General features: G+C 63.3%; 18 protein-coding genes. 12 read left to right on the top strand and 6 right to left on the bottom strand.

Features of this window, described 5'->3' with window-relative positions; translation table 11 throughout:
* Positions 1–1,387: SagB/ThcOx family dehydrogenase (locus LJE63_03685; GenBank protein MCG6905704.1), on the top strand; the 1,387-nt coding region annotated here is incomplete at its 5' end.
* A 1,004-nt stretch (positions 1,388–2,391) separates the two neighbouring features.
* Positions 2,392–2,697 (top strand): hypothetical protein, encoded by a 306-nt coding sequence (locus LJE63_03680; protein ID MCG6905703.1) that lies wholly within the window; start codon positions 2,392–2,394, stop codon positions 2,695–2,697.
* A 121-nt stretch (positions 2,698–2,818) separates the two neighbouring features.
* Here LJE63_03680 and LJE63_03675 read toward each other — a convergent pair whose 3' ends face one another.
* From LJE63_03675 to LJE63_03655, 5 genes are all read right to left on the bottom strand, one after another.
* A complete protein-coding gene (locus LJE63_03675; protein MCG6905702.1) occupies positions 2,819–3,886 on the bottom strand; it encodes a hypothetical protein in 1,068 nt (355 codons plus the stop codon).
* 137 nt (positions 3,887–4,023) lie between these two features.
* The gene (locus LJE63_03670; protein ID MCG6905701.1) at positions 4,024–5,379 is read right to left on the bottom strand and encodes a sigma-54 dependent transcriptional regulator; all 1,356 of its coding nucleotides are present in this window, start codon (positions 5,377–5,379) and stop codon (positions 4,024–4,026) included.
* A 38-nt stretch (positions 5,380–5,417) separates the two neighbouring features.
* Entirely contained in the window at positions 5,418–6,866 is a 1,449-nt protein-coding gene (locus LJE63_03665) for a HAMP domain-containing histidine kinase (protein MCG6905700.1), read from the bottom strand.
* Between the two features lie 151 nt (positions 6,867–7,017).
* On the bottom strand, positions 7,018–7,371 hold the full coding sequence (locus tag LJE63_03660; GenBank protein MCG6905699.1) for a hypothetical protein: 354 nt from the start codon (positions 7,369–7,371) through the stop codon (positions 7,018–7,020).
* A gap of 175 nt (positions 7,372–7,546) precedes the next feature.
* The gene (locus tag LJE63_03655) at positions 7,547–8,362 is read right to left on the bottom strand and encodes an SDR family NAD(P)-dependent oxidoreductase (GenBank protein ID MCG6905698.1); all 816 of its coding nucleotides are present in this window, start codon (positions 8,360–8,362) and stop codon (positions 7,547–7,549) included.
* Between the two features lie 137 nt (positions 8,363–8,499).
* On the opposite strand from LJE63_03655, the gene LJE63_03650 reads away from it, so the two are divergent.
* The gene (locus LJE63_03650) at positions 8,500–9,186 is read left to right on the top strand and encodes a hypothetical protein (GenBank protein ID MCG6905697.1); all 687 of its coding nucleotides are present in this window, start codon (positions 8,500–8,502) and stop codon (positions 9,184–9,186) included.
* Between the two features lie 43 nt (positions 9,187–9,229).
* On the opposite strand, the gene LJE63_03645 is transcribed toward LJE63_03650, so the two are convergent.
* Positions 9,230–10,327 carry a methyltransferase domain-containing protein gene (locus tag LJE63_03645; protein MCG6905696.1) on the bottom strand — a complete coding sequence of 366 codons (1,098 nt, stop codon included), beginning with the start codon at positions 10,325–10,327 and terminating at the stop codon, positions 9,230–9,232.
* Positions 10,328–10,850: 523 nt separating this feature from the next.
* On the opposite strand from LJE63_03645, the gene LJE63_03640 reads away from it, so the two are divergent.
* From LJE63_03640 to LJE63_03600, 9 genes are all read left to right on the top strand, one after another.
* Entirely contained in the window at positions 10,851–11,165 is a 315-nt protein-coding gene (locus LJE63_03640; protein ID MCG6905695.1) for an Hpt domain-containing protein, read from the top strand.
* Positions 11,166–11,233: 68 nt separating this feature from the next.
* Positions 11,234–13,402, top strand: a complete 2,169-nt coding sequence (locus LJE63_03635) for a chemotaxis protein CheA (GenBank protein ID MCG6905694.1) — start codon at positions 11,234–11,236, stop codon at positions 13,400–13,402.
* Between the two features lie 54 nt (positions 13,403–13,456).
* On the top strand, positions 13,457–13,936 hold the full coding sequence (locus LJE63_03630; protein MCG6905693.1) for a chemotaxis protein CheD: 480 nt from the start codon (positions 13,457–13,459) through the stop codon (positions 13,934–13,936).
* Positions 13,933–14,781, top strand: a complete 849-nt coding sequence (locus LJE63_03625) for an HDOD domain-containing protein (protein MCG6905692.1) — start codon at positions 13,933–13,935, stop codon at positions 14,779–14,781. The genes LJE63_03630 and LJE63_03625 overlap by 4 nt, the downstream gene beginning before the upstream one ends.
* Positions 14,782–14,857: 76 nt before the next feature.
* Entirely contained in the window at positions 14,858–15,331 is a 474-nt protein-coding gene (locus LJE63_03620) for a chemotaxis protein CheX (GenBank protein MCG6905691.1), read from the top strand.
* Between the two features lie 100 nt (positions 15,332–15,431).
* Positions 15,432–16,478 carry a chemotaxis response regulator protein-glutamate methylesterase gene (locus LJE63_03615; protein ID MCG6905690.1) on the top strand — a complete coding sequence of 349 codons (1,047 nt, stop codon included), beginning with the start codon at positions 15,432–15,434 and terminating at the stop codon, positions 16,476–16,478.
* A 20-nt stretch (positions 16,479–16,498) separates the two neighbouring features.
* On the top strand, positions 16,499–17,260 hold the full coding sequence (locus LJE63_03610) for a protein-glutamate O-methyltransferase CheR (GenBank protein MCG6905689.1): 762 nt from the start codon (positions 16,499–16,501) through the stop codon (positions 17,258–17,260).
* A gap of 380 nt (positions 17,261–17,640) precedes the next feature.
* Entirely contained in the window at positions 17,641–18,765 is a 1,125-nt protein-coding gene (locus LJE63_03605) for a pyruvate flavodoxin/ferredoxin oxidoreductase (protein ID MCG6905688.1), read from the top strand.
* On the top strand, positions 18,758–20,015 hold a 1,258-nt coding region (locus LJE63_03600), incomplete at its 3' end, for a thiamine pyrophosphate-dependent enzyme (protein ID MCG6905687.1). The genes LJE63_03605 and LJE63_03600, both read left to right, overlap by 8 nt.

The raw sequence follows: 20,015 nt of genomic DNA, 5'->3' as shown, positions 1-20,015 counted from the left end.
CCCGGCGCTGCCGCTCCCGCCGGTCGACGACGACGGCGATGAATCGCTCTGGGATGCGGCCGCCGGGCGCGTCCGGCCGGACGCGCCAGCCCCCGATCCGGTGGGGCTCCGGCATCTGGCCCGCATCCTGGAGCGCACCTGCGCCGTCACGGCCCGGCGGCGCGTCCCGGGGGGAGCCTTCGATTTTCGCAGCGTGGCTTCGGCCGGGGCGCTCTACCCCACCGAGCTCTATCTCGCGGTCCAGGCTGTCCAGGGGCTGGAACCGGGCGTTTACCACTTCGGACTTGAGCGCCGCTGCCTGACCCCTTTGCGGTCGGGACAGGCGGCGGTCGAAACCCTGATCGAAAACGGATCGCGGCCGGTTTTGTGGTTTATCGTCAGCGGCCTCTTTTACCGCAGCGCCTGGAAGTATCGTCAACGGGCGCTGCGCTACGTTCTGCTGGACGCCGGGCACCTGCTGGAAAATCTGCTCCTGGCGCTCAAGGCCTGTGGCTTTGACGGCCATCTGAGCTATGACTTCGACGATCGGCAGGTGGCCGACCTGCTGGGCCTGGAGCCCGCGCGCGAGGCCCCGCTGGCCGCTGTGGCCCTGACGCTCCCGGCTTCAGCCCTTCCCGCGGCTGAGGATACGCCGCTGGCGCCCCAAGGCCCCCTGCCGGAGGCGGGCCGGTTGGCCGTCCGGGAGGTGGCCTATGATCTGATCTCCCGGGCATACCGGTCGGGACTCGCCGTTTATGCCGCCGATGGCGCAGACCCGCAGCAGGTTCACTTTTTGGGCTTAGGGGAAACCCAAAGCCACGAGGTGCCGACGCTTCCCGCGGCCCAAGGCCAGCTGGGTCTCTTACAGGCGCTCCGGCAGCGCCGTTCGCGGCGCAATTTTTCCGCTGAACCCCTGGCGCGGCCCTCTTTTGAGCGCCTGCTGGACCTGGTGTGTCGGGCCGCCCCGCTGGACCGCCCCCTGGACCCCCGCTACGGAGCCGGTGTCGCCATCGGGGCCCTGCTGGGAAATGTCGACGGCTATCCGCCGGGCGTTTACCTGATCTCCCCTGGCGACCGTCGCCTGTCCCGGGTCGGCGGCCCTGCCACGACCGCCGCCATGGCCGCCGTCTGCCTGGATCAAATGTGGCTGGCCGCAGCGCCGGTCCATTTTCTTTTTATGGCCAATCTGTCGGCGCTGGATGCTTGCTGGGGCGCCCGCGGCTACCGCTACGCCATGTTGGGCGCCGGCCGGATCGGGCAGCGCCTCTACCTGGGCGCCACCGCGCTGGGACTCGGCTGCTGCGGGATCGGCGCCCTCTACGATGAGGAGGCACGGCGTCTGCTGGGGCTGAGCGCCGATGCGGGGCTGCTCTACCTGGTGGCGGTGGGGGCGGTCAAAGGGCGTTAGCCCTCGGCAGCTTGGCTGGCTTGGGGGCGCCGGTGGGGTAGAGGTCCCGCCCAGGCTGCCCATCAAAGTTTTTCTGGTACGCTACTTGGCCGTGCCGCTAAAGCCTGTCACCTGAGGTCCGGGTTTTCCGGATCGATCCCGCCTGCGCTTTTTCCGTCCGATGCCCGGGCATCCGCCATCTCCGCGCAGTGTCGTTCCAACTCTGGGTGCACGCTTTCAAATACCGCCCAGATGGCGTGCCATACCAATCCCGTCCGCTGATACCCGTCCCGTCGCCGGTGGTCATCAGGGCCACGGTCTGGCCGTGGGTCAGGCGCGGCTTTTACTGGCGCGGGCTTCGCAGGGCGTCGTAGCGGTCGACGAGACCCACGATCAGCCCCTCCACGGGGATGTCCCGACAGGCAAGAAGGGCAGCAGGGGTACCGGAAAAACCTTTGCGCTCGAGGGCGGATGCCGGTGTTGCTTTTCCGAGGTGCTGCCCCTGCCCGACATGTCGCGCCTGCCAGCGACGGCCACAGTCTTACCCTTCACACCTAAGCATCCCGCCACGACCCGCAAGCCGGCCGCCAAGGCTCGCGGAAGACCAGAAACCGACAACCCCCCCCGGGTGGCGCTGGGTGGAGACAAAGAAGCCTTAGGGTTGTATGGAAAATCCTTCACCAGGCTGTGCTTTATCCCCAAGCATCCGGAAGCGGAGGGGGCCCAGCGGCGGGGTGATGGTGAAGGAAAAAACCTACAATGTTTTTACGGGGACGTTGCTGGAATTTTTATTTTATAAATTGATTTCAATATGTTGAAAGAATTTTTGCCTCATGGCACATGAATTGCTGTATCTTTCTGGCAGGACAGAGAAGGATGGCCTGGGGCCAATCTTCTCACGGGGATTCATCGAGTCGGGCATCGCCCGCAACGTCGTTTCGGTTTTGCGCTGCGGCGCTCGAACCGGGGCAAACTGGCCGCTCACAGCCTGTGGCGGTCGAAAAAAGAGAGGAAGGAGAACGAAGATGAAAGTATTTGGAAAAACCCTGTCGATTGGAGTGTGTGCATTGGTGCTGGTGGCCCTTTTTTCGGGCTTTGCGGCTGCGAGCGATCAGCAGGCCGCTGGTGAGAGCGTCATGATCACCGGTACCGTCAATGAGGACAACCAGATCGTCAGCCAGGAAGGCGAGACCTTCGGCGTTGCCGACACCGAAAAAGGTGCCGAGCTGAAGAGCTTTGTGGGCATGAAGATCCAGGTTACCGGCACGGTTCTGGAGCAGGACGGCGCCAAGGTGATTGACGTCCAGGCCTATGAAATCGTGAAGGAATAACCTTCTGAAGCAGTAAGCCGTGGGGAGGGGAAGGGCGAAACGCCTTTCCCCTCTTCCTGTTTTATGGGGTCGCAGGTCGGAGGGGCCGGCGCGCCGCTTCTGACGCCCCGGCAACCGCCTTTTAGATCAGCATCTCGCGGAATTTGAACGGCTGCTCCCGGTAGAGTTCGATGGAGTGCTTGTAGCCCATTTCCCGGACCACTTCGATTCCTTTCTGCAACAGCCGGTATTTGCGGTTAGTCTCTTTGGTCCTCAGGTCCGCGTCGATCAGTTCGGCCGGGATCGGGGTGCCGTAGCGCTCCAGTACCGGCGGAAGCAGGACGTTGACCAGCCCGCCCACGATCGCCTCCTCCACCGAAATCCAGTCGTCGACGATCTGCCTCACACCGGCGATGTCCCCCGGGGCGGTTTCCCGGATGGTTTGCCGGATGGCGTTTTCGGTGTTGGTGCGCAGGCCGATATGCAGGGTCTCCTCCACCGGTGCCATCAGGACGGTGTAGGGGTTGCGCGCGCGGGTTTGCCAGATGGTGTGCGGGTTGCGCAGAAACCCGATGGTATCGGATTCCCGCCACACCAGGCAGGAGGAGTAGGATCCGATTTCGGCCGACTCCAGTGTGCCGCTGAGCTTAATGGCGACCTTCTTTTTTTCCTCCCCCGAAAAGACATACTTGGCCACGTATTCCTTGGCCAGATCCTGCACCAGAAAAACGGTGATCCCCTCGCCGGAGGCGCTCACCGCAGGGTGATCGGTCGTGGGGGTTTGGATCGCCGCATAGGGGTTGGCCATTTCGGTCAGCCCCAAGATGTCGTCGATCACCTGGCGGCAGTAGTCCAGGAAAAGTTGGGCGAACTCGGTGCGGGTCTCTGGCACATAGAGCAGGCGGTGGGAGAGGGAATTGAGCTCCCATTTGACGGACTTTTCGTTTAAATCCTGTTGAATACGGTGAACCAACTGCGGGTTGTCGTTGAAAAAATCCACATTGGCCTGGTGGCTTTCGGCGTCAAAGGAATCGTCGAAATCGCTGAAGGCATAGCGTTCGGAGGTACTGTCGGCCAACGGCACCAGGGTCAACAGGCGGGAATAGTCCGGGGCGCCCTCCGCGCCAGCGACCGACAGGCTGCCGCCGAGGGCCATTATCGCGGCCAGCAGCCCGGCGGCCGCTGGGACGATGAATCGCTTGGCATTCATGCGGTTTTTCCTTTTGGCTAATGGCCCGATGGTGTTCTGAAAAAATCGGTATGGAAAACTTATCGGCGGGCGGGGCGGAATCTTTACAGGACGGGGGGTGGGCGCCTTAGCACCCGAAACCGGGGTGTTAGAGCGCTTCAGTCGGACCTGAAATTTGTCGGGTCCAGTTGATGTTTTTTGAGCAGGGCGTAAAAATCTGCCCGGTATTTTCCCGCCAGCTTGGCTGCCTGGCTGATATTGCCGCGGGTGATTTCAATCAGTTGAATCAGATAATCCTTTTCGAATGTGTCCTTGGCTTCCTTCAGGGGCACCAGGCCGGGATTTTGCGCATTCCGCGTCTGCAGCAGCATCTCCGGGGTGATCATCTCCCCGCTGCCCATGGCCACCGCGCACTCGATCGTGTTTTCGAGCTCCCGGATATTGCCGGGCCACCCATAGGCAAGCAGCTTCTGCATCGCCTCCGGGGTGAACCCCTGGATGGTCTTGCCCATTTTTTGGGCGAAGCCGGCCAAAAAATGACGCGCCAGCAGGGGGATATCCTCTTTGCGGTCGGTCAACGGCGGCAATTTGATGGGGATCACGTGGATTCGGTAGAAAAGGTCCTCCCGGAAACCCCCCTTTTCCACCTCCGCCGCCAGGTTGCGGTTGGCCGCCGCGATGATCCGCACGTCGACCTTGACCGGGCGGTTGCCGCCGACCGGGTAAAATTCGCGCTCCTCTAGTACCCGCAGGAGTTTCACCTGCATGGCAAGCGGCATTTCAGCGATCTCGTCCAGGAAAAAAGTGCCGCCCTCAGCCTCGGTAAAAAGGCCTTTTTTGGTGCGGCTGGCGCCGGTGAAGGCCCCTTTTTCATGGCCGAAGAGTTCGCTTTCCATCAGGGTTTCCGGAATGGCCGCGCAGTTGATGGCCACAAACGGCCCTTTGCTGCGGGCGCTGGCGACATGCAGCGCTTTGGCGACCAGCTCCTTGCCGGTCCCACTTTTTCCCTCAATATAAACATTGGAATCGGTTGCCGCAGCGTGGCTGACCTGTTCCAGGACTTTTTTCATTTTCTGGCTGTTGCCGATGATGCCGTCGAAGCCGTAGCGCTTGCCCACCAGGCTGCGCAGCCGTTTGACCTCGAGGTTCAACTTGCTGGTTTCCAGGCAGTTGCGGATTTTAAGCAGCAGATCGCGGTAATCGAAGGGTTTGGTGACATAGCTGCGCGCCCCTTTCTGGATCGCCTCGACGGCGCTGTCGATGGTGCCGAAGGCCGTCAGGATGATGACGGGCAATTCCGGCGCCGCCTGCTGAAGCTCTTGCATCAACGCGATGCCGGAACCATCCTTGAGCTTGAGGTCGATCAGCGCCAGCTCGAAAGTCCCGGTCTTTACCTGGGCCCGGGCCTCGGCTGCCGATGCCGCTGCGGTCACCTTGAAGCCTTCGGCTTCTAGCCGCATGCGGATCACCTGAAGCAGGTTGCGGTCGTCATCGACAATCAGAATCTCGCCCATTGAAAAACCTCTAAAAATTTCGTCCGACCGACGCGGGTTCAGATTGGCAGGGTGAAGAAAAAGGTGCTGCCCGTGCCGATTTCGCTTTCCGCCCAGATGCGGCCGCCGTGGGCGACAATGATGTGCTTGGCAAGCGAGAGGCCCAAACCGCTGCCCCGGGGAGCTGTCCCCCTGCGTTCGATCCGTTTGAACTTGTTGAAGATGGAATCCAGATCGGCGGTCGAAATGCCGCAGCCCGTATCCCGGACGGCCACCTCCAGTTCGTCTTGGTCTGTACCGTCGCGGCTGACACTGATGCTGACCCCCCCGCTGTCGGTGTAGTTCAAGGCGTTGCCAATCAGATTTTCCAATACCTGGCCGATTCTTTCCACGTCCATGCGCACCGCCGGCAGGTTTTCCGAAGGCGCCAGGACGATTCCGATGCCCTTGCGCTGGGCGATGGGCGCGAGTTTTGTGACGGTGTCGCGCACGACGCCGGCAAGGTCGGCCGGCTGGAATTTGTAACCCAACATGTTGGCCTCCATGCAGGAGAGGTCCAGGATGCGGCTGACCGACAGGATCAGGCGTTCGCATTCCTCGCGCACGATGCCCAGCAATTCCTGCTGGCGGCTCGGCTGGTGGGCATAAACCCCTTCGATCAGCATGGAGGAGGCCTCCCGGATGGCCGTCAGAGGGGTGCGCAGGTCGTGGGACACCTGGTTGATAAAATCGGCCTTGAGGCTGTCGAGTTCCAGCAGGCGGCGGCACATGACGTTGAAATCGTCCGCCAGCGCCTTGATTTCGGGGGGGCCGGCGGTGTCCGGGATCATTTCGAAACGGCCACCGGCAATGGCACGTACCTGCTCCTGAAGCCGCAGCAGGGGGCGGGTGATGCTACGGGTGGTGAAAAAGCTGACCAGTACCCCGGCGATGATCGCCAGCACAGCGGTCAGGGCGGTCACGTTGGTGATGTGGGTGGTGATGCGGTGCGAGTCCGCCAGCTTTCGATCCCGGCTGGCGCGGGCGGCGGTGATGATTTTTTTGATGTTCTGATGGATCCCCTCCAGGGCCCTTTCCTTGCTGGTCTGGAAGGTGGTGTAGGCGTAGCTCCGGCCGTTTTTGATAAATTCGTGCTCCTTGCGGAAAAGTGTCTGGTAGCGGGCGTAGGATGCGCTGATGGCCGCCAAAAGGGCCGCCTGGGAGGGCGCGCTTAGCAGCGGATCGAGACGCTTAAGGTCCTTTTCGATATAATCGCCAATGTTCCAGAAATGACGATGAAAGTCGGGGTCCCGCGAGATGAGGTATTTCTTTTCGAAGCTCTCCTGGGTGATGAGGGTGTCGGTGATGTTTTCAGCCAGGCGCACGGTGGTGCTGTCAATCTCGGTGATCGAAAGACTGTGCCGGTTGAGTTCCTGGAGCTGCAGGGTGACGTAGCCCCCCAGAAAGATGAGCAGCAACAGAATTGCGGTGTAGCCGAAAGTCAGACGTTTAAACAGCGACAGTCGCATGATGCGGGGTCTTCTTGGGCCGGCGCCTCGGGCGTTAAAGCGCACTTGGTGCACGTCGCATGGGTGGGCTTGCATTGGCCGGTGTCGGCGGCGGTAAGGCCTAAATCGCCCCCGAAGGCAGGTATTTGGGTACCGGCAAACGCCCGGCTGGTCAGTGGAGTAGGGAGCAGGTCGGCATGTAGTAGACCAGCCCCTGGAATACCAGTTTGTGGTTGAAGTTGCCGGGCACGGCTGCCGGGTCGTGGCGTGGACCCCGGCCGACGGGGCCCAACGGCGGTTGCGTCTGGGTCGGCAGCGGGGTGATTGCGCCATTTAAAACGACCCGGCCGCACTGGCTGCAGCGCCAGATGCGGGTCCGGCGGGCGGCCTGCAGCCATATGGGCAGCCACAATCCGGCCGTTAGACAGCTGAGGAGCAGGTGCAGGCCATGCAGCGGCACACGCCTCAGGATGAGAACATCCTGCCGGCAACAGCGGCAGAAACCAATGGCGCGGATGAGTTTCATCTGGCCCCCCATTTTCCGGGAAACTCGGGCTGCGGTGCGTGCACCGCACAAACTTTTTGGCGGCTAACCTTCCCAAGGGCGAGACGGCGGCCGGCCGCGGGCTCAGTCCAGTACCCCAAGGCGATTATATTTATCAATTTACACCCTCAGGCTGGCCCGAATCAAGCAGAAACGTTCAGGAAGTGCGCTTTGAGGTTTGACGGGCGGGGTTTTCACCGAAGCAGGCCAGTGCCGGCAGCCGCAACTCGGGGGCGTCGTAGTCGAGGAATTTGCCGCTCCAAGCCGCGGGTGCCCGCAAGGCCAGCCAGGCAATCGATCGGGCGGGAATCCCGGGCGGCTCCAAGCGCCCCTCGGTTTTCAGCCGGCGGTAAAAAGCGGCCTGCTCGGCCGGCATGGCCGCCGGCGCCTCGCGGCGAATCATGGCCTGCATGTCGGTGTCCACCACACCGGGGCGGACGGCCACCGCGGTGACCGCGGGCTCCTCTGCGGCCAGGATCCGGGTGAAGTGATTCAGGGCGGCCTTGGAGACGCAGTAGGCCCCCGCTGCCGGCAGGGCTCGCGTAGCCGCGCCGCTGCTGACATTGACAATCCGCCCCTTCCGCCTCCGGAGGGCGGGCAGTGCGGCGCGGCTGAGATAAAACGGTCCCAGCAGGTTCACCGCGATGTTGCGCTGCCAGACCGTCGGATCGGCGTCGGCGGTGAATGCCAGCGGCTCGAAGATACCGGCATTGTTGATCACGGCATCCAGGCGGCCAAATTTCGCTTGGGCATCGGCCACGGCCCGCGCGCAGAAATCAGCCGAGGCGATGTCACCGGGCAAAATCAGCGCGGTGCCGCCGAGTTGCGCGATTTCCGCGGCTCGGGCGTCCAGTTCTTCCGCCGAGCGGGCAACCAGTGCCAGTCCGCAACCGACGGTTGCCAGCCAGTGGGCCACGGCGGCCCCGATGCCTCGGGAGGCGCCGGTTAGGAGGATGGCGGGGTGATCGGACATGACGGTCTCCACGCTAAGGTAAAATCTGGAAACACCCGCAAGAGTGTGGTAACCTATTAAAATTTTAAGGATCGCATTGCGGCCCGTCAAATCCAACGGTGATCATCAGGCCTTTAGGGCCTTCGGAGGAAATCGGCATGTGGCCAAAAATCGTGTGGGCTTTGGTATGGCTTCTGACCGCGGCGGCGTGTGCCGAACCGGATCTGGGCCTGACCATCAAATATGAGCGGGTGGACGGGTTGACCCGGGGCGACCGGGTGCTGATGGAGCGCACCGAGATCGGGCGGGTGACCGATGTCGTCTATTCTGATGCGGGCGCCTTCGAGGTCAAAGTCGCCATCCGGCGGGAATTCCGGCCGGCGGCGACGGAAAATTCGCGCTTTACCATCATCGCCGACCCCGCAGCAGCGGAGCGCCGGGCGATCGAGATGCTGCAGGTCCGGCCGGGCGGCGTTCCGCTGGCCGACGGGGCCACGGTGGCCGGGGCCGCCGGCTATTCGGCGCGTCTGGAACAGTTCCTCTCCGGGGTGGAGCAGAACCTGGAGGGATTGCAGACCCAGCTGAGGGCCTTTGGCGAGGAGCTGCGCCGTATCCCCGAAAGTGAGGCCTTGGACAAACTGGAGCGGCGGGTGGCGGAGTTTGCCGCCCAGCTGCAGGAAGCGGGCCGCGAAGCCCGCGCGAAGCTCCTCGAGGAAGTTTTGCCGCGTCTGGAGAAGGAGGTCCAAGCCCTCCGCAAACGGCTGCAGGATCTGGGCCGCGAGGAGGAGATCAGGCCCCTTGAGCGGCAGTGGGAGAACCTGCGCGAGATCCAGGCGCGCAGCTGAGCCCCTTGTTGCCGCCCGGGCGTTTTACCCTCGCGCCGGTCCGCTAGCGGCGGCAGAAAAAATGGCGGTTGAAAGGATCGTGCGCCATGGGGACCACTTTCACTTTCGTGAATCCCGCCGCCGCCAGCAATTCCAGCGCCTGACGCCGGCCCCACATCATCCCCAGGCCGGCCCCGCCGTCCGCAAGCCCCACCGGCATACAGTGCATCAGACTGACCGTGTAGAGAAACGGCCCCATGGGGTGGTCAAGGTTTTGGGCCGGCTCCGATTCGGCGGCGATGTCGATCATGGAGAAGGCCCCACCCGGGGAGAGGAGGTGATGCGCCCCCCGCAGGGCTTCCAGGGGGCGGGTCTGGTCGTGGATGGCGTCAAAGGCCGTAACGTAGTCGCAGCTCCCCCGCAGGGCCGCGTCTTGGCAGAGCCGGGCGGCATCACGGACCTCGAAGGTGACGTTCTCCAGTCCATCGGCTTCGGCGGCCCGGCGGGCGGCATCGACGGCGGCCGCTGAAATGTCCAGCCCCAGAAACCGGCTGCGGGGATAGGCGCGGGCCATCAGGCGGACCGCCAGGCCCTCGCCGCAGCCCAGGTCGCAAACCCGGATCCCCTGCCGCAGGCGCCCCACCAGCCGACCGTCGTCCACCGACGGCAGAAACTGATCCACCAGGACATCCCGGTGTTTGGCTTCCGACAGCTCGGTCATGAAGGCCTGAAACGCGGGGTAGCGGTCGTAGGGGATTCCATCACCGCTTTTGAACCCGGCTAGCACCGACTCCAGGGCACAGGTGGTCAGCAGCGGGATCTCCTGGGTGTAAACGGCCAGGTTGCGGTTTCCCGCCGCCCGTGTCAGCCAGGAGGCATGCGCCGCCGGCAGGCGGTAGCGGCTGTCGCCGTCGTCCGAAGCCGTTAGCGTGACGATGCCGCCGGTTGCCATGACTCCCAGCCATTCGCGCACGTAGCGATGGTTCAGCCCGGCCCTGGCAGCAATCGCCTCGGCCGTATGGGGCCGCTCCAGGGCCGCCATGATGTCAAACAACCCGGTGCGGTAGCCGATCGCCACGGCCAGATTGAGCGCAGCACCGTTGAGGATGGCGATCATTTTTTGAGAAAAAGCCGTTCCTTCAGCGTCGATCGCTTCTGCCATCACATCTCCTGCCCTGTCATCGGGGGCTTTCCTTGGCGTGTCAAAATGGCCCCGCCGCTTCCGACCGCTGCCGCGGGAGGCCATATCTGCGTCATCCACCCCAAAAAATCAAGTCTATTCCTCACCAGGTATCACTTTTGATGAGCCGTTAAAAAGTCAAAAGCCAGGCGGTTTCGAAAAAAAATTCACGCTACGGCGCGCAAATCTCAGCGGCGTGAGGCCTACTTCTGTAGGCCGCAGCGACATCGGGAAGCAGTCCAACGCAGAGATTGGACTTTTTGCGGAACCGTCACGTTTGAGGCGGGCCGGCCCGGTCCCGTCGCCCGCTGCCGCCAAAAGGCGTGGCGACGAATCCATCCGCCCTGGGTTGCCTTCGGGCGATGGGGCCCCGAAACCCGGCTGCGGGGCCCTCTCACCGGCCGTCAAGGCCGCAGCGGGCGCGTCTTAAGGAAAGATTTGGCCGGGTCGATAAAACCACAGAACGTTTCTGGCAGCATCGCAATACGATCTGGAAGGAGACCGCATGGACATCAGCGTCATCGCCGAGGACCTGGGCCTGGATGAAAAGGATTATCTGGAACTGCTCGACCTGTTCCTGGACACCAGCCGGGACGACCTGGAAAAGCTGGCTGCCGCGATCGCGGCTGGCGATTGCGCCCAAGGCAGGTTTGCCGCCCACTCCCTCAAGGGGGCGGCCGGCAATATCGGTCTGGTAGAGTTTTCCGACACCGCCCGCTACATCGAGGACGTTACCCGCCGGGGCAGTTTCGATGGGGTGGCCGAAGCGGCCCAGGTGCTGCGAAGCAGTCTGGAGCGCCTGGCCCGCAACCGCCTTTGAGGGGGCAACCCGCCGCCCCTTTTCCTTTTCTCCACGGGGTAATCATCTCCGGTTCCCGAAAAGACACGATGGAACAAGACCTTTTCAATACCATCAACGCCTCCCTCGAGAACATCTCACTGCAGGTGGTGACCCTTGAACCCGAGGACATCCCGGCAATGGGGGTCCTGTTAAACGACCTCGCCCGGCTGGAGGAAAAGACCGCGGGGCTGCAAGATCCGATCTTTCCGCAGATTACCGCCGGCTTGAAGGGCTACTGTGAAAGGCTGATCCTGTGCGAGACGGCTGAAATGGCGCCCTTGGAAAAAGGCGTGTGTGCGCTCCAGGCCCATTTCCGGTCGCTGGTCAGTGACACCCCCCAGGAAATCGACCCGTCCGAGGCTCTGGCGCTCCTGGGAGCCCCCGAAGCCGGCGAGTCTCAAGCGTCCCCGGCCGAGGCGGTCTGTCCGGAGCCCGGCAAAAGCCGTTTGAGTCCCGAGGACCTTCAGATTCTCGCCGATTTTGCGGTGGAGTCCATGGAAAACCTCGATGCCATCGAACTCAGCCTGATGGCGCTGGAGCAGGACCCTGAAGACAGCGACACCATCAATGCGATTTTCAGACCGTTTCACACCATCAAAGGGGTTTCCGGTTTTCTCAACCTGCAGACCATCAACCGCCTCGCCCACAGCACCGAGAACCTGCTGGACAGCGCCCGCAAGGGTGATTTCGTCATCAGCGACGCCATCATCGACACCATCCTGGAATCCGTCGACACCCTCAAAAAGCTCATCGGCAACGTCAAGGACAATCTCTGCGGCGGCGAAAGCGACCTGGAGGGAGGGCTTGATGTGGACCCCCTGATCGTCCGCATCGAAGGTCTCAATGCACAGGCCTCCAGCGGAAATGCCCAGCCGATCGGGGAAATCCTGCTGGCCAGCGGGGCTGTCAAGAGGACCGATGTCCAGCAGGGGCTGGAAAAACAGAAGCAAAACCCCCAAAAGAAGCTCGGCGAAATTCTGATGGATGAGCGCGTGGTGGGGCCCCAGGAGGTTATCTGCGCCCTTCGGCAGCAGAAAGAGGACAAACGGGTGGTGGAACTGCAGGTCAAGGTCGACACCCACAAGCTGGACAACCTCGTCGACCTCACCGGGGAGCTGGTCATCTCCCAATCCATGCTGCGGCAGAACTACCAGCATCTCGGGCTGAGCGACCACGCCTTCGACAAAAACCTCAACCAGCTCTCACAGATCGTCTCCGGGCTGCAGAAGATCTCCATGTCCATGCGCATGGTACCCATCAGGAGCACCTTTCAGAAGATGGTGCGGCTGGTGCGCGACCTGTCGCGGGCTTCCGGCAAAAAAGTCGATCTCAAGATGTCGGGCGAGGACACCGAGATCGACCGCAATGTGGTCGATGAACTCTACGAACCCCTGGTGCACATGATTCGCAACGCAGCCGACCACGGGCTGGAAACCCCGGAGGAGCGGCGCGCCGCGGGCAAGGATGACACCGGCCTGATCGAACTCAGGGCCTATCACCAGGGCGGCAGCATCCTCATCGAAATCTCAGACGACGGGCGCGGTCTGGACACCAGGCGGATTTTAAAAAAGGCCCTGAGCCTCAACCTGATCCCCCCCGATGCCAAACTGAGCCAGCCCGAGATTTTCGACCTCATCTTTCATCCGGGTTTTTCCACCGCCAAGGCCGTCACCGCCGTGTCCGGCCGCGGGGTGGGGATGGATGTGGTCAAAAAAGGAATCGAAAAACTGCGCGGCCACGTGGAGGTCCGGTCCCAGGCGGGCCGGGGCACCACCGTTGTGATCAGCCTGCCGCTGACGCTGGCGATCATCGACGGGATGGTGGTGCGGGTGGGCCGGGAACGGTACATCCTGCCGACCATGGCAATTGTGGAGTCTTTCCGCCCCAAGAAGGAGGACTGCTTCACGGTCGAAGGCAAGGGCGAGCTCATCATGTCCCGCGGTCACTTGATGCCTCTGATCCGGTTGGGGGAGGTTTTCCACGTGGAAAGCGAAGCCCGCCACCCCTGGGAGGGGCTGGTGGTGGCGGTGGAGCACAAAAACGAGCAGAAAGCGCTCTTGCTGGACGAACTGGTGGGCAAAGAGGAGGTGGTCATCAAAAATCTCGGCGGCTATCTCAAAAATGTCAAGGGCCTGGCCGGCGGGGCGATCATGGGGGACGGCAGGGTGGGGCTGATTGTTGATATTGCGGGTCTCTATGATATCGCCCTGCAGTAGCGGCCCGCAAGCGGCCGGCCGCCCGGGCGCAACCCGGATGCAAGAGGTGAGGGCGTGAACATCATCGTCGGGGTTTCGGACATGAAGGTCAGCGGCGCGGCGGACGCCGTCGTGGTGACCTACTCCCTGGGTTCGTGCATCGGGGTCAGCATCTACGATCCGGTGGTCAAGGTCGGGGGGATTCTCCACTACATGCTGCCCGATTCGAGCCTGGACAAGACCAAGGCCCAAAAAAACCCCTTCATGTTCGCCGACACCGGCATCCCGACCTTTTTCAAGGAGACCTACAAACTGGGCGCCAAACGCCAACGGATGAAAATCATCGTTGCCGGCGGGGCCCAGATTCTCGATCAAAAGGGTTTTTTCAACATCGGCAAGCGCAACCACATGGCCCTGCGCAAGATTTTCTGGAAAAACAACGTCCTGATCGACCACGAGGACGTGGGCGGCAACGTCAACCGCACGGTGCGGCTCAACCTCCAAACCGGGGAAACGTTCATCAAGATTTCGGGCCGGGGGGAGATCAAGGTATGAGTCGAGCCAGGGAACTGATCGATGGCATCTCCGAGCTGACCCCGATGCCCCGGGTGGCGAGCCAGATCCTGACCCTGGTGGAAGACCCCAAGGCCTCCATGGCCGGCGTGGCCGAGCTGGTGTTGTTCGACCCGTCCCTCACCACGACAGTATTGAAGACCTGCAATGCGGCCTATTTCGGATTGCCGCGGCGGGTGGATTCGGTTCACGACGCCATCAACCTGCTGGGGCTGGACAAGATCGTGGATATCGTGCTGCTCAAAAGCAGCGCCGCCAACCTTACCCGTCCCCAGATGGGCTACGGGCTGCATGAAGGCGAGCTCTGGCGGCAGGCCGTCGCATCGGCCCTGATCGCCAAGGCCCTGGCCGGCAAGACCAACGGCGCCTGCAAGCACCTGGTCTTTACCGCGGCCCTGCTGAAAGACATCGGCAAGGTGATTCTGGACCGCTTCGTCGCCGGGTCGATCCAGCAAATCAACCACCTCGTGGTGGACAGCGGCTACAGCTTCCGGGAAGCCGAGAAAATGGTGATCGGGGTGGACCACGCCGAACTGAGCGGGCTGGTGGCGCGTAAGTGGCAGTTCAGCGACCGGCTGGTCAGCATCATCGCCAACCACCACCTGGCCGAGCCCTCGGCGCGAGCGGACCAGGCCACCGCCATCGTCTATCTGGCCGATACGGTCTGCATGATGATCGGAATCGGCGGGGGTGTGGACGGGCTGGCGTACCGTTTTTACGACGGGGTGCTGGCGCAAATGAACATCCGGGACATCGATCTCCAGGAAATCATCGCCGACTTCGGCGCCAGTCTGGGGCAGGTCGAGCAGCTGCTGCAGGCGGTGTAGGCGATCCCGGTCCCCGGCTGCGCCCCCGACCACCTCCCAACGCTTCGACCGCCGCCGAGGCAAAGGAAAATGCAAGATGAAAGACGGCATTAAAGCGGCCATGTCGGCTGCCACCGGATACGTGCTGGAGACCATGTTTTTCATGTCCACTGAAGTTGGGGCGGAGGAGACACCGACCGCGTATTTCGGCTCCCTCAAAGACCGGGTTGTCGGGGGGCGGGTTGATTTCAGCGGGCCCTTCGGCGGTCGGTTTTTCATCCTGATCCCGGAGGCGCTGCTCTACGCCATGACCGAGAGCTTCCTGAGCCTGGAGCGGGAACAAATCGAGGAGCGCCATCTGAGCGCCATGATCAAGGAGATCCTCAACATGGTGGCCGGCAACACCTTCAGCACCTACAACCCCGATCATGTCTACGATCTGGGAATTCCCGAGCGGGTGTCCGCCGAGGCGGTCGCACAGGCCCTGGACGAATCCGGCGGGAAGGCTCATTTCCTCCTGGTGGATACCATCCAGGGCCGTCTTGCCCTGGCGATTTTGCAAACCAATTGAAAATCGGCACCCTTGCGGGGAGGATCGGCCCCCGGCCGCGATCCTCGGCGGGGGGGTATTTTCCGGGCGGGTGAACCCTCAACGGGAAACAGCAGACCTGATGGAAAAAAAAATTCGCGTTCTGGTGGTCGACGACTCCGCGTTGGTGCGCAAGGTGTTTCTGGATGAGTTGTCGCGCGAACCGGGCATCGAGGTGGTCGGCACCGCCCCGGACCCGTATGTGGCGCGGGACAAAATTCTCCAGCTCAAACCGGACGTGGTGACCCTGGATGTGGAAATGCCCCGTATGGACGGGATCACGTTTCTGAAAAAGCTGATGCGCTACTATCCGCTGCCGGTGATCGTCGTCAGCTCCCTGACCCAGCGCAACAGCAAGCTTGCCCTGGAGGCCCTCGCCTGCGGGGCGCTGGAGGTGATCGCCAAGCCCTCGGCGTCCTACTCGGTGGGTGATATGTGCCTGCAGCTGGCCGACAAGATCCGGGCTGTGGCGCGGGTCCGGGTGGCCGCCCGCAAGGCCGACAGCCCGCCCGAGACGCCGTTGCCCAAGGCCGCCTTCGGCGCCCGGGCCCTGGCCGCCACCACCAACAAGATCATCGCCATCGGCGCCTCCACCGGGGGGACCGAGGCCCTGCGGCGGGTGCTGACCTGTTTTCCGCCCAACAGCCCGGGCATCCTGGTGGTGCAGCACATGCCGGCGCAATTTACGACCTCGTTCGCGCAGCGGCTGGATTCCCTCTGCGACGTGCGCGTCAAGGAGGCCCAGGATGGGGATTCGGTGGTCAACGGCCAGGTGCTGATCGCCCCCGGCAACTATCACATGCTCCTGAAGCGCAGCGGGGCGCGCTACTACGTGCAGGTCAAGCAGGGGCCCCTGGTCCATCACCAGCGGCCGTCGGTGGATGTGCTTTTCAAATCGGTGGGCGATTACGCTGGCGCCAACGCCCTGGGGATCATTCTGACCGGCATGGGTGCCGACGGGGCTGATGGGCTGTTGCGGATGAAGCAGGCCGGTGCGCGCACCATCGCCCAGGACGAGAAGAGCTGCGTGGTCTTCGGGATGCCGCGTGAGGCCATCAAGGCCGGTGCAGTGGAGCGCGTTGTAGATATCGCCGACGTGGCGCAGACGGCCCTCAACATGATCGCCTGAAGCGAGGCGCCAAACCCGCCATGGAACTGACCGCGCGACAATTTGCGTCCTTTCGCCAGCTGGTCTACCGCGAGTGCGGGATCGATCTGCACGAAGGCAAACGACAGCTGCTCCAGGCGCGGCTCTCCAAGCGGCTGAGAAAAACCGGCATCGCCCGGGTTGAGGATTACCTGCGGGTCGTCGCAAGCGACGACGCCGAGCGCATCCGCTTCATCGACGCGATTTCCACCAATCACACCTACTTCTTTCGCGAAGACCACCATTTCGCCCTGCTCGATGCCGGCCATCGCCGTATCTGGTGCGCGGCCTGCTCCAGCGGCGAGGAGCCTTACTCGGTTGCCATTCACTGTCTGGAAAAAGGTCTGCGGCCCGCCATTTTGGCCACCGACATTTCCACCGCGGTGCTCAGAATCGGTGAGGCCGGGGTCTATCCCCTGGAAAAAACCCGGCGGATACCAGCCGCGACCCTCAGGAAGTATTTCCAGAAGGGGCGGGGGCGCTGGGAGGGGTATCTCCGCCTGAAGGACGATGTCCGGCAAATGGTGACCTTCCGACGCTTCAATCTGCTGACCGATGCGTCCCCGCCGGGTGAGTTCGATCTGATTTTCTGCCGCAACGTCATGATCTATTTCGACGGCCCGGTGAAGGAAGCTGTGGTCGACAGGCTCTCGCGAAGTCTGAAACCCCAGGGCCATTTCATCATCGGCGGGGCCGAAAGCCTCAGCAACCTGCGTCACAATCTCCACTACCTGCAGCCCAGCGTCTATCGCAAGGGCGCCTGAGCACCGGCTGCGCGTACCTTGGCATCCCCGCTCCTGGGAAGGGGTCAAAGCCTGCGGCGACGGCTCCCCGCCCAAGACAGCGCTTGACATATAATCGATTTGCCCTGAAGAAGTAAGCATTAGGGGCGGTTGGGTTTCCGGGACCGTCCACCCGGCGCGGGGGGATCCCTCAGCCTGAAGAGCGTGCCCGGTGGGCGAGTCTTTTAACCCGTCTTTGTTGGGGCAGTAAAGAGTCAAAACCAGACAGTTTCTTAGAAAGCGCCAATTTCAAGGCGCGCAAATCTCAGCGGCGTGAGGCGTACACCTTTACGCCGCAGCGACTTCGAGATGCAGCGCAACGCGGAAATTGGGCCTTTTACGGAACTGTCGTCTTGGGGAGTGTGACCGTGGGGCAGGGGCTTTACGACGGAAACGAGGTCACGGCGCAGGCCGCGCTGGCGGCCGGCTGCCGCTTTTTTGCCGGCTACCCCATCACCCCGGCCACCGGGATCTTCAGCCGCATGCTGGCCCTTTTGCCCCCCGCCGGCGGGACCGTGCTGCAGGCCGAAGATGAAATCGCCGCCGCGGGCTACTGCCTGGGGGCCGCCATGGCCGGGCTGAAGGCCATGACCGCCACCTCGGGGCCGGGCATCAGCCTGATTTCCGAAAACATATCCTTCGCCATCGGTGCCGAGATCCCCCTGGTGATCGTGAATGTCCAGCGTTTGGGGCCCTCCACCGGGTCCCCGACCCGGGGCGCCGACGGAGACATTCAATTCATGCGCTGGGGCAATTCGGGGGGCCTGCCGCTGGTCGTTCTGGCTCCGGCGGACGTCAGAGACTGTTTCACCCTGACGGTCGCGGCCTTCAACTTGGCGGAAACATACCGCTGCCCGGTTTTTCTCGCCGCTAACAAGGAAATCGCCGAGACCAGGGAAAATGTCGATTTGGGGCGCTTGCCGCGGCCGGAGCTCGCGGAGCGCCCGCGGCCCGCAGCGGATCGGCCCTTTCTGCCCTTCGACACCGCACCCGGCCGGGATGTCCCCGGCTTCCTGCCCATTGGCGGCCCGACCCTGGTCCGCCAGACCTCCTCCACCCACGGCGTCAACGGCTACATCACCGTCGACCCGGATGAGATCGCCCGCATGAACGGCCGCCTGGCGCGCAAGCTCCAGGCGGCCGTGGACCGTTTCAGCTTCGCCGAGGCCACGGTCGCACCGGCTGCCGAGACCCTCATCGTGACCTACGGCGTCACCGCCCGGGCGGCCAAGGCGGCGCTGGCGCAGTTGAGAGCCGAGGGTCGGCCGGCTTCCCTGCTGATCCTGAAAACCCTCTGGCCGGTGCCGTCCGCGCTCATCCGCCGCCACGCCCGCAGCGTGGGGCGGGTGGTGGTGGTGGAAATGAACCAGGGGCAGTACGTGCGGGAAATCCGGCGGGTATTGCCAGGCAAGCGGGTGGCCTTCTGCGGCCAGATGAACGGCCAGCTGATTACCCCCGGACAGATCCAGGCGGCGGTCCATGACTAGCCTGCTCAACACGAGCCGCCCGCCGGCTTTTTGTCCGGGATGCGCCCATGACACGGTTCTGCGCGGGCTGGATCGGGCCTTTCAGCACATGGGGCTTGCGGGCCACCAGATCGCCATCGTCAGCGATATCGGCTGCTCGGGCCTTTTCGACACCTTTTTCAACACCCACGCCCTGCACGGTCTGCACGGCCGCGCGCTGACCTATGCCGCCGGCATCAAACTGGCCCGCCCGGAGCTGCAGGTCGTGGTCACCATGGGCGACGGCGGTTTGGGCATCGGCGGCGCGCACCTGCTGGCCGCCTGCCGGCGCAATCTGGACCTGACCCTGCTGGTCCTGAACAACTTCAATTTCGGGATGACCGGCGGCCAGGCCTCCGCCACCACCCCGGCCGACGCCCGGGTGGGGTCCGGGTTCTTAAACCGTCTGGAGCGCCCCTTGGATGTCGGCCGGGTCCTGGCCGCGGCCGGGGCGGCCTTCGTCACGCGGGCCTCGGCCTACCAAAAGGACCTGCCCCTTCTGCTGGAGGAAGCCCTCCGCTTCAAAGGCTTCAGCGCGGTGGAACTCTGGGGCGTCTGCCCGGGGCGCTACCTGCGTGGCAACAAACTCACGCCCAAGCTGATCCGTGATTCCCTCGCCCAATACCCCCCGCTGCGGGGGCCGGTGGCCGAAAATCAACGGCCGGAATACGGCGCGCACTATCGCGCGCTGGCCGCCGATCTTCCTGCCGCGCCGGCCCCCGTTGAAATCCCGGTGCGCTTCACCCCTCCCCGCGCCGGGCGCCACGAAGTGCTGCTTCTCGGCGCCGCCGGACAGCGCATCCGCACCGCCGGCACGGTCCTCTGCCTGGCCGGCATGACCGCCGGCCTGAATGTCACCCAAAAAGACGACCACGGCATCACCGTCATGAGCGGGCCGTCGGTCAGCGAGGTGATTCTCTCTCCCCAGGAAATCGACTTCACCGGCATCGACGCCCCCAGCCTGGTGGTTGCGCTCGCGGCCGAGGGGGTGGCCCGCCGCCAGGCGGTTTTCGGGCGACTGGATTCAAACGCCCTGCTTGTCGCCGCGGCCGACCTGGAAATCCCCGCCACCCGGGCCCGGGTTTTGCCGCTGGATTTCACGGCCCTCGGGATCGCAAATGCCGACCGGGCCCTGGCCGCCCTGGCGGTTCTGGCCGGTCGCAACCAGGTTCTTTCCCGGGACATGCTGGCCGCCGCCCTGGCGCTGCGCTTTGACCCTCAAACGGCCGCCG

This window comes from Desulfobacteraceae bacterium (assembly GCA_022340425.1).
Taxonomy (GTDB): Bacteria; Desulfobacterota; Desulfobacteria; order Desulfobacterales; family JAABRJ01; genus JAABRJ01.
The sequence above is the reverse complement of the archived record's forward strand: the minus strand, read 5'-3'. Positions and strand labels throughout refer to the sequence as shown.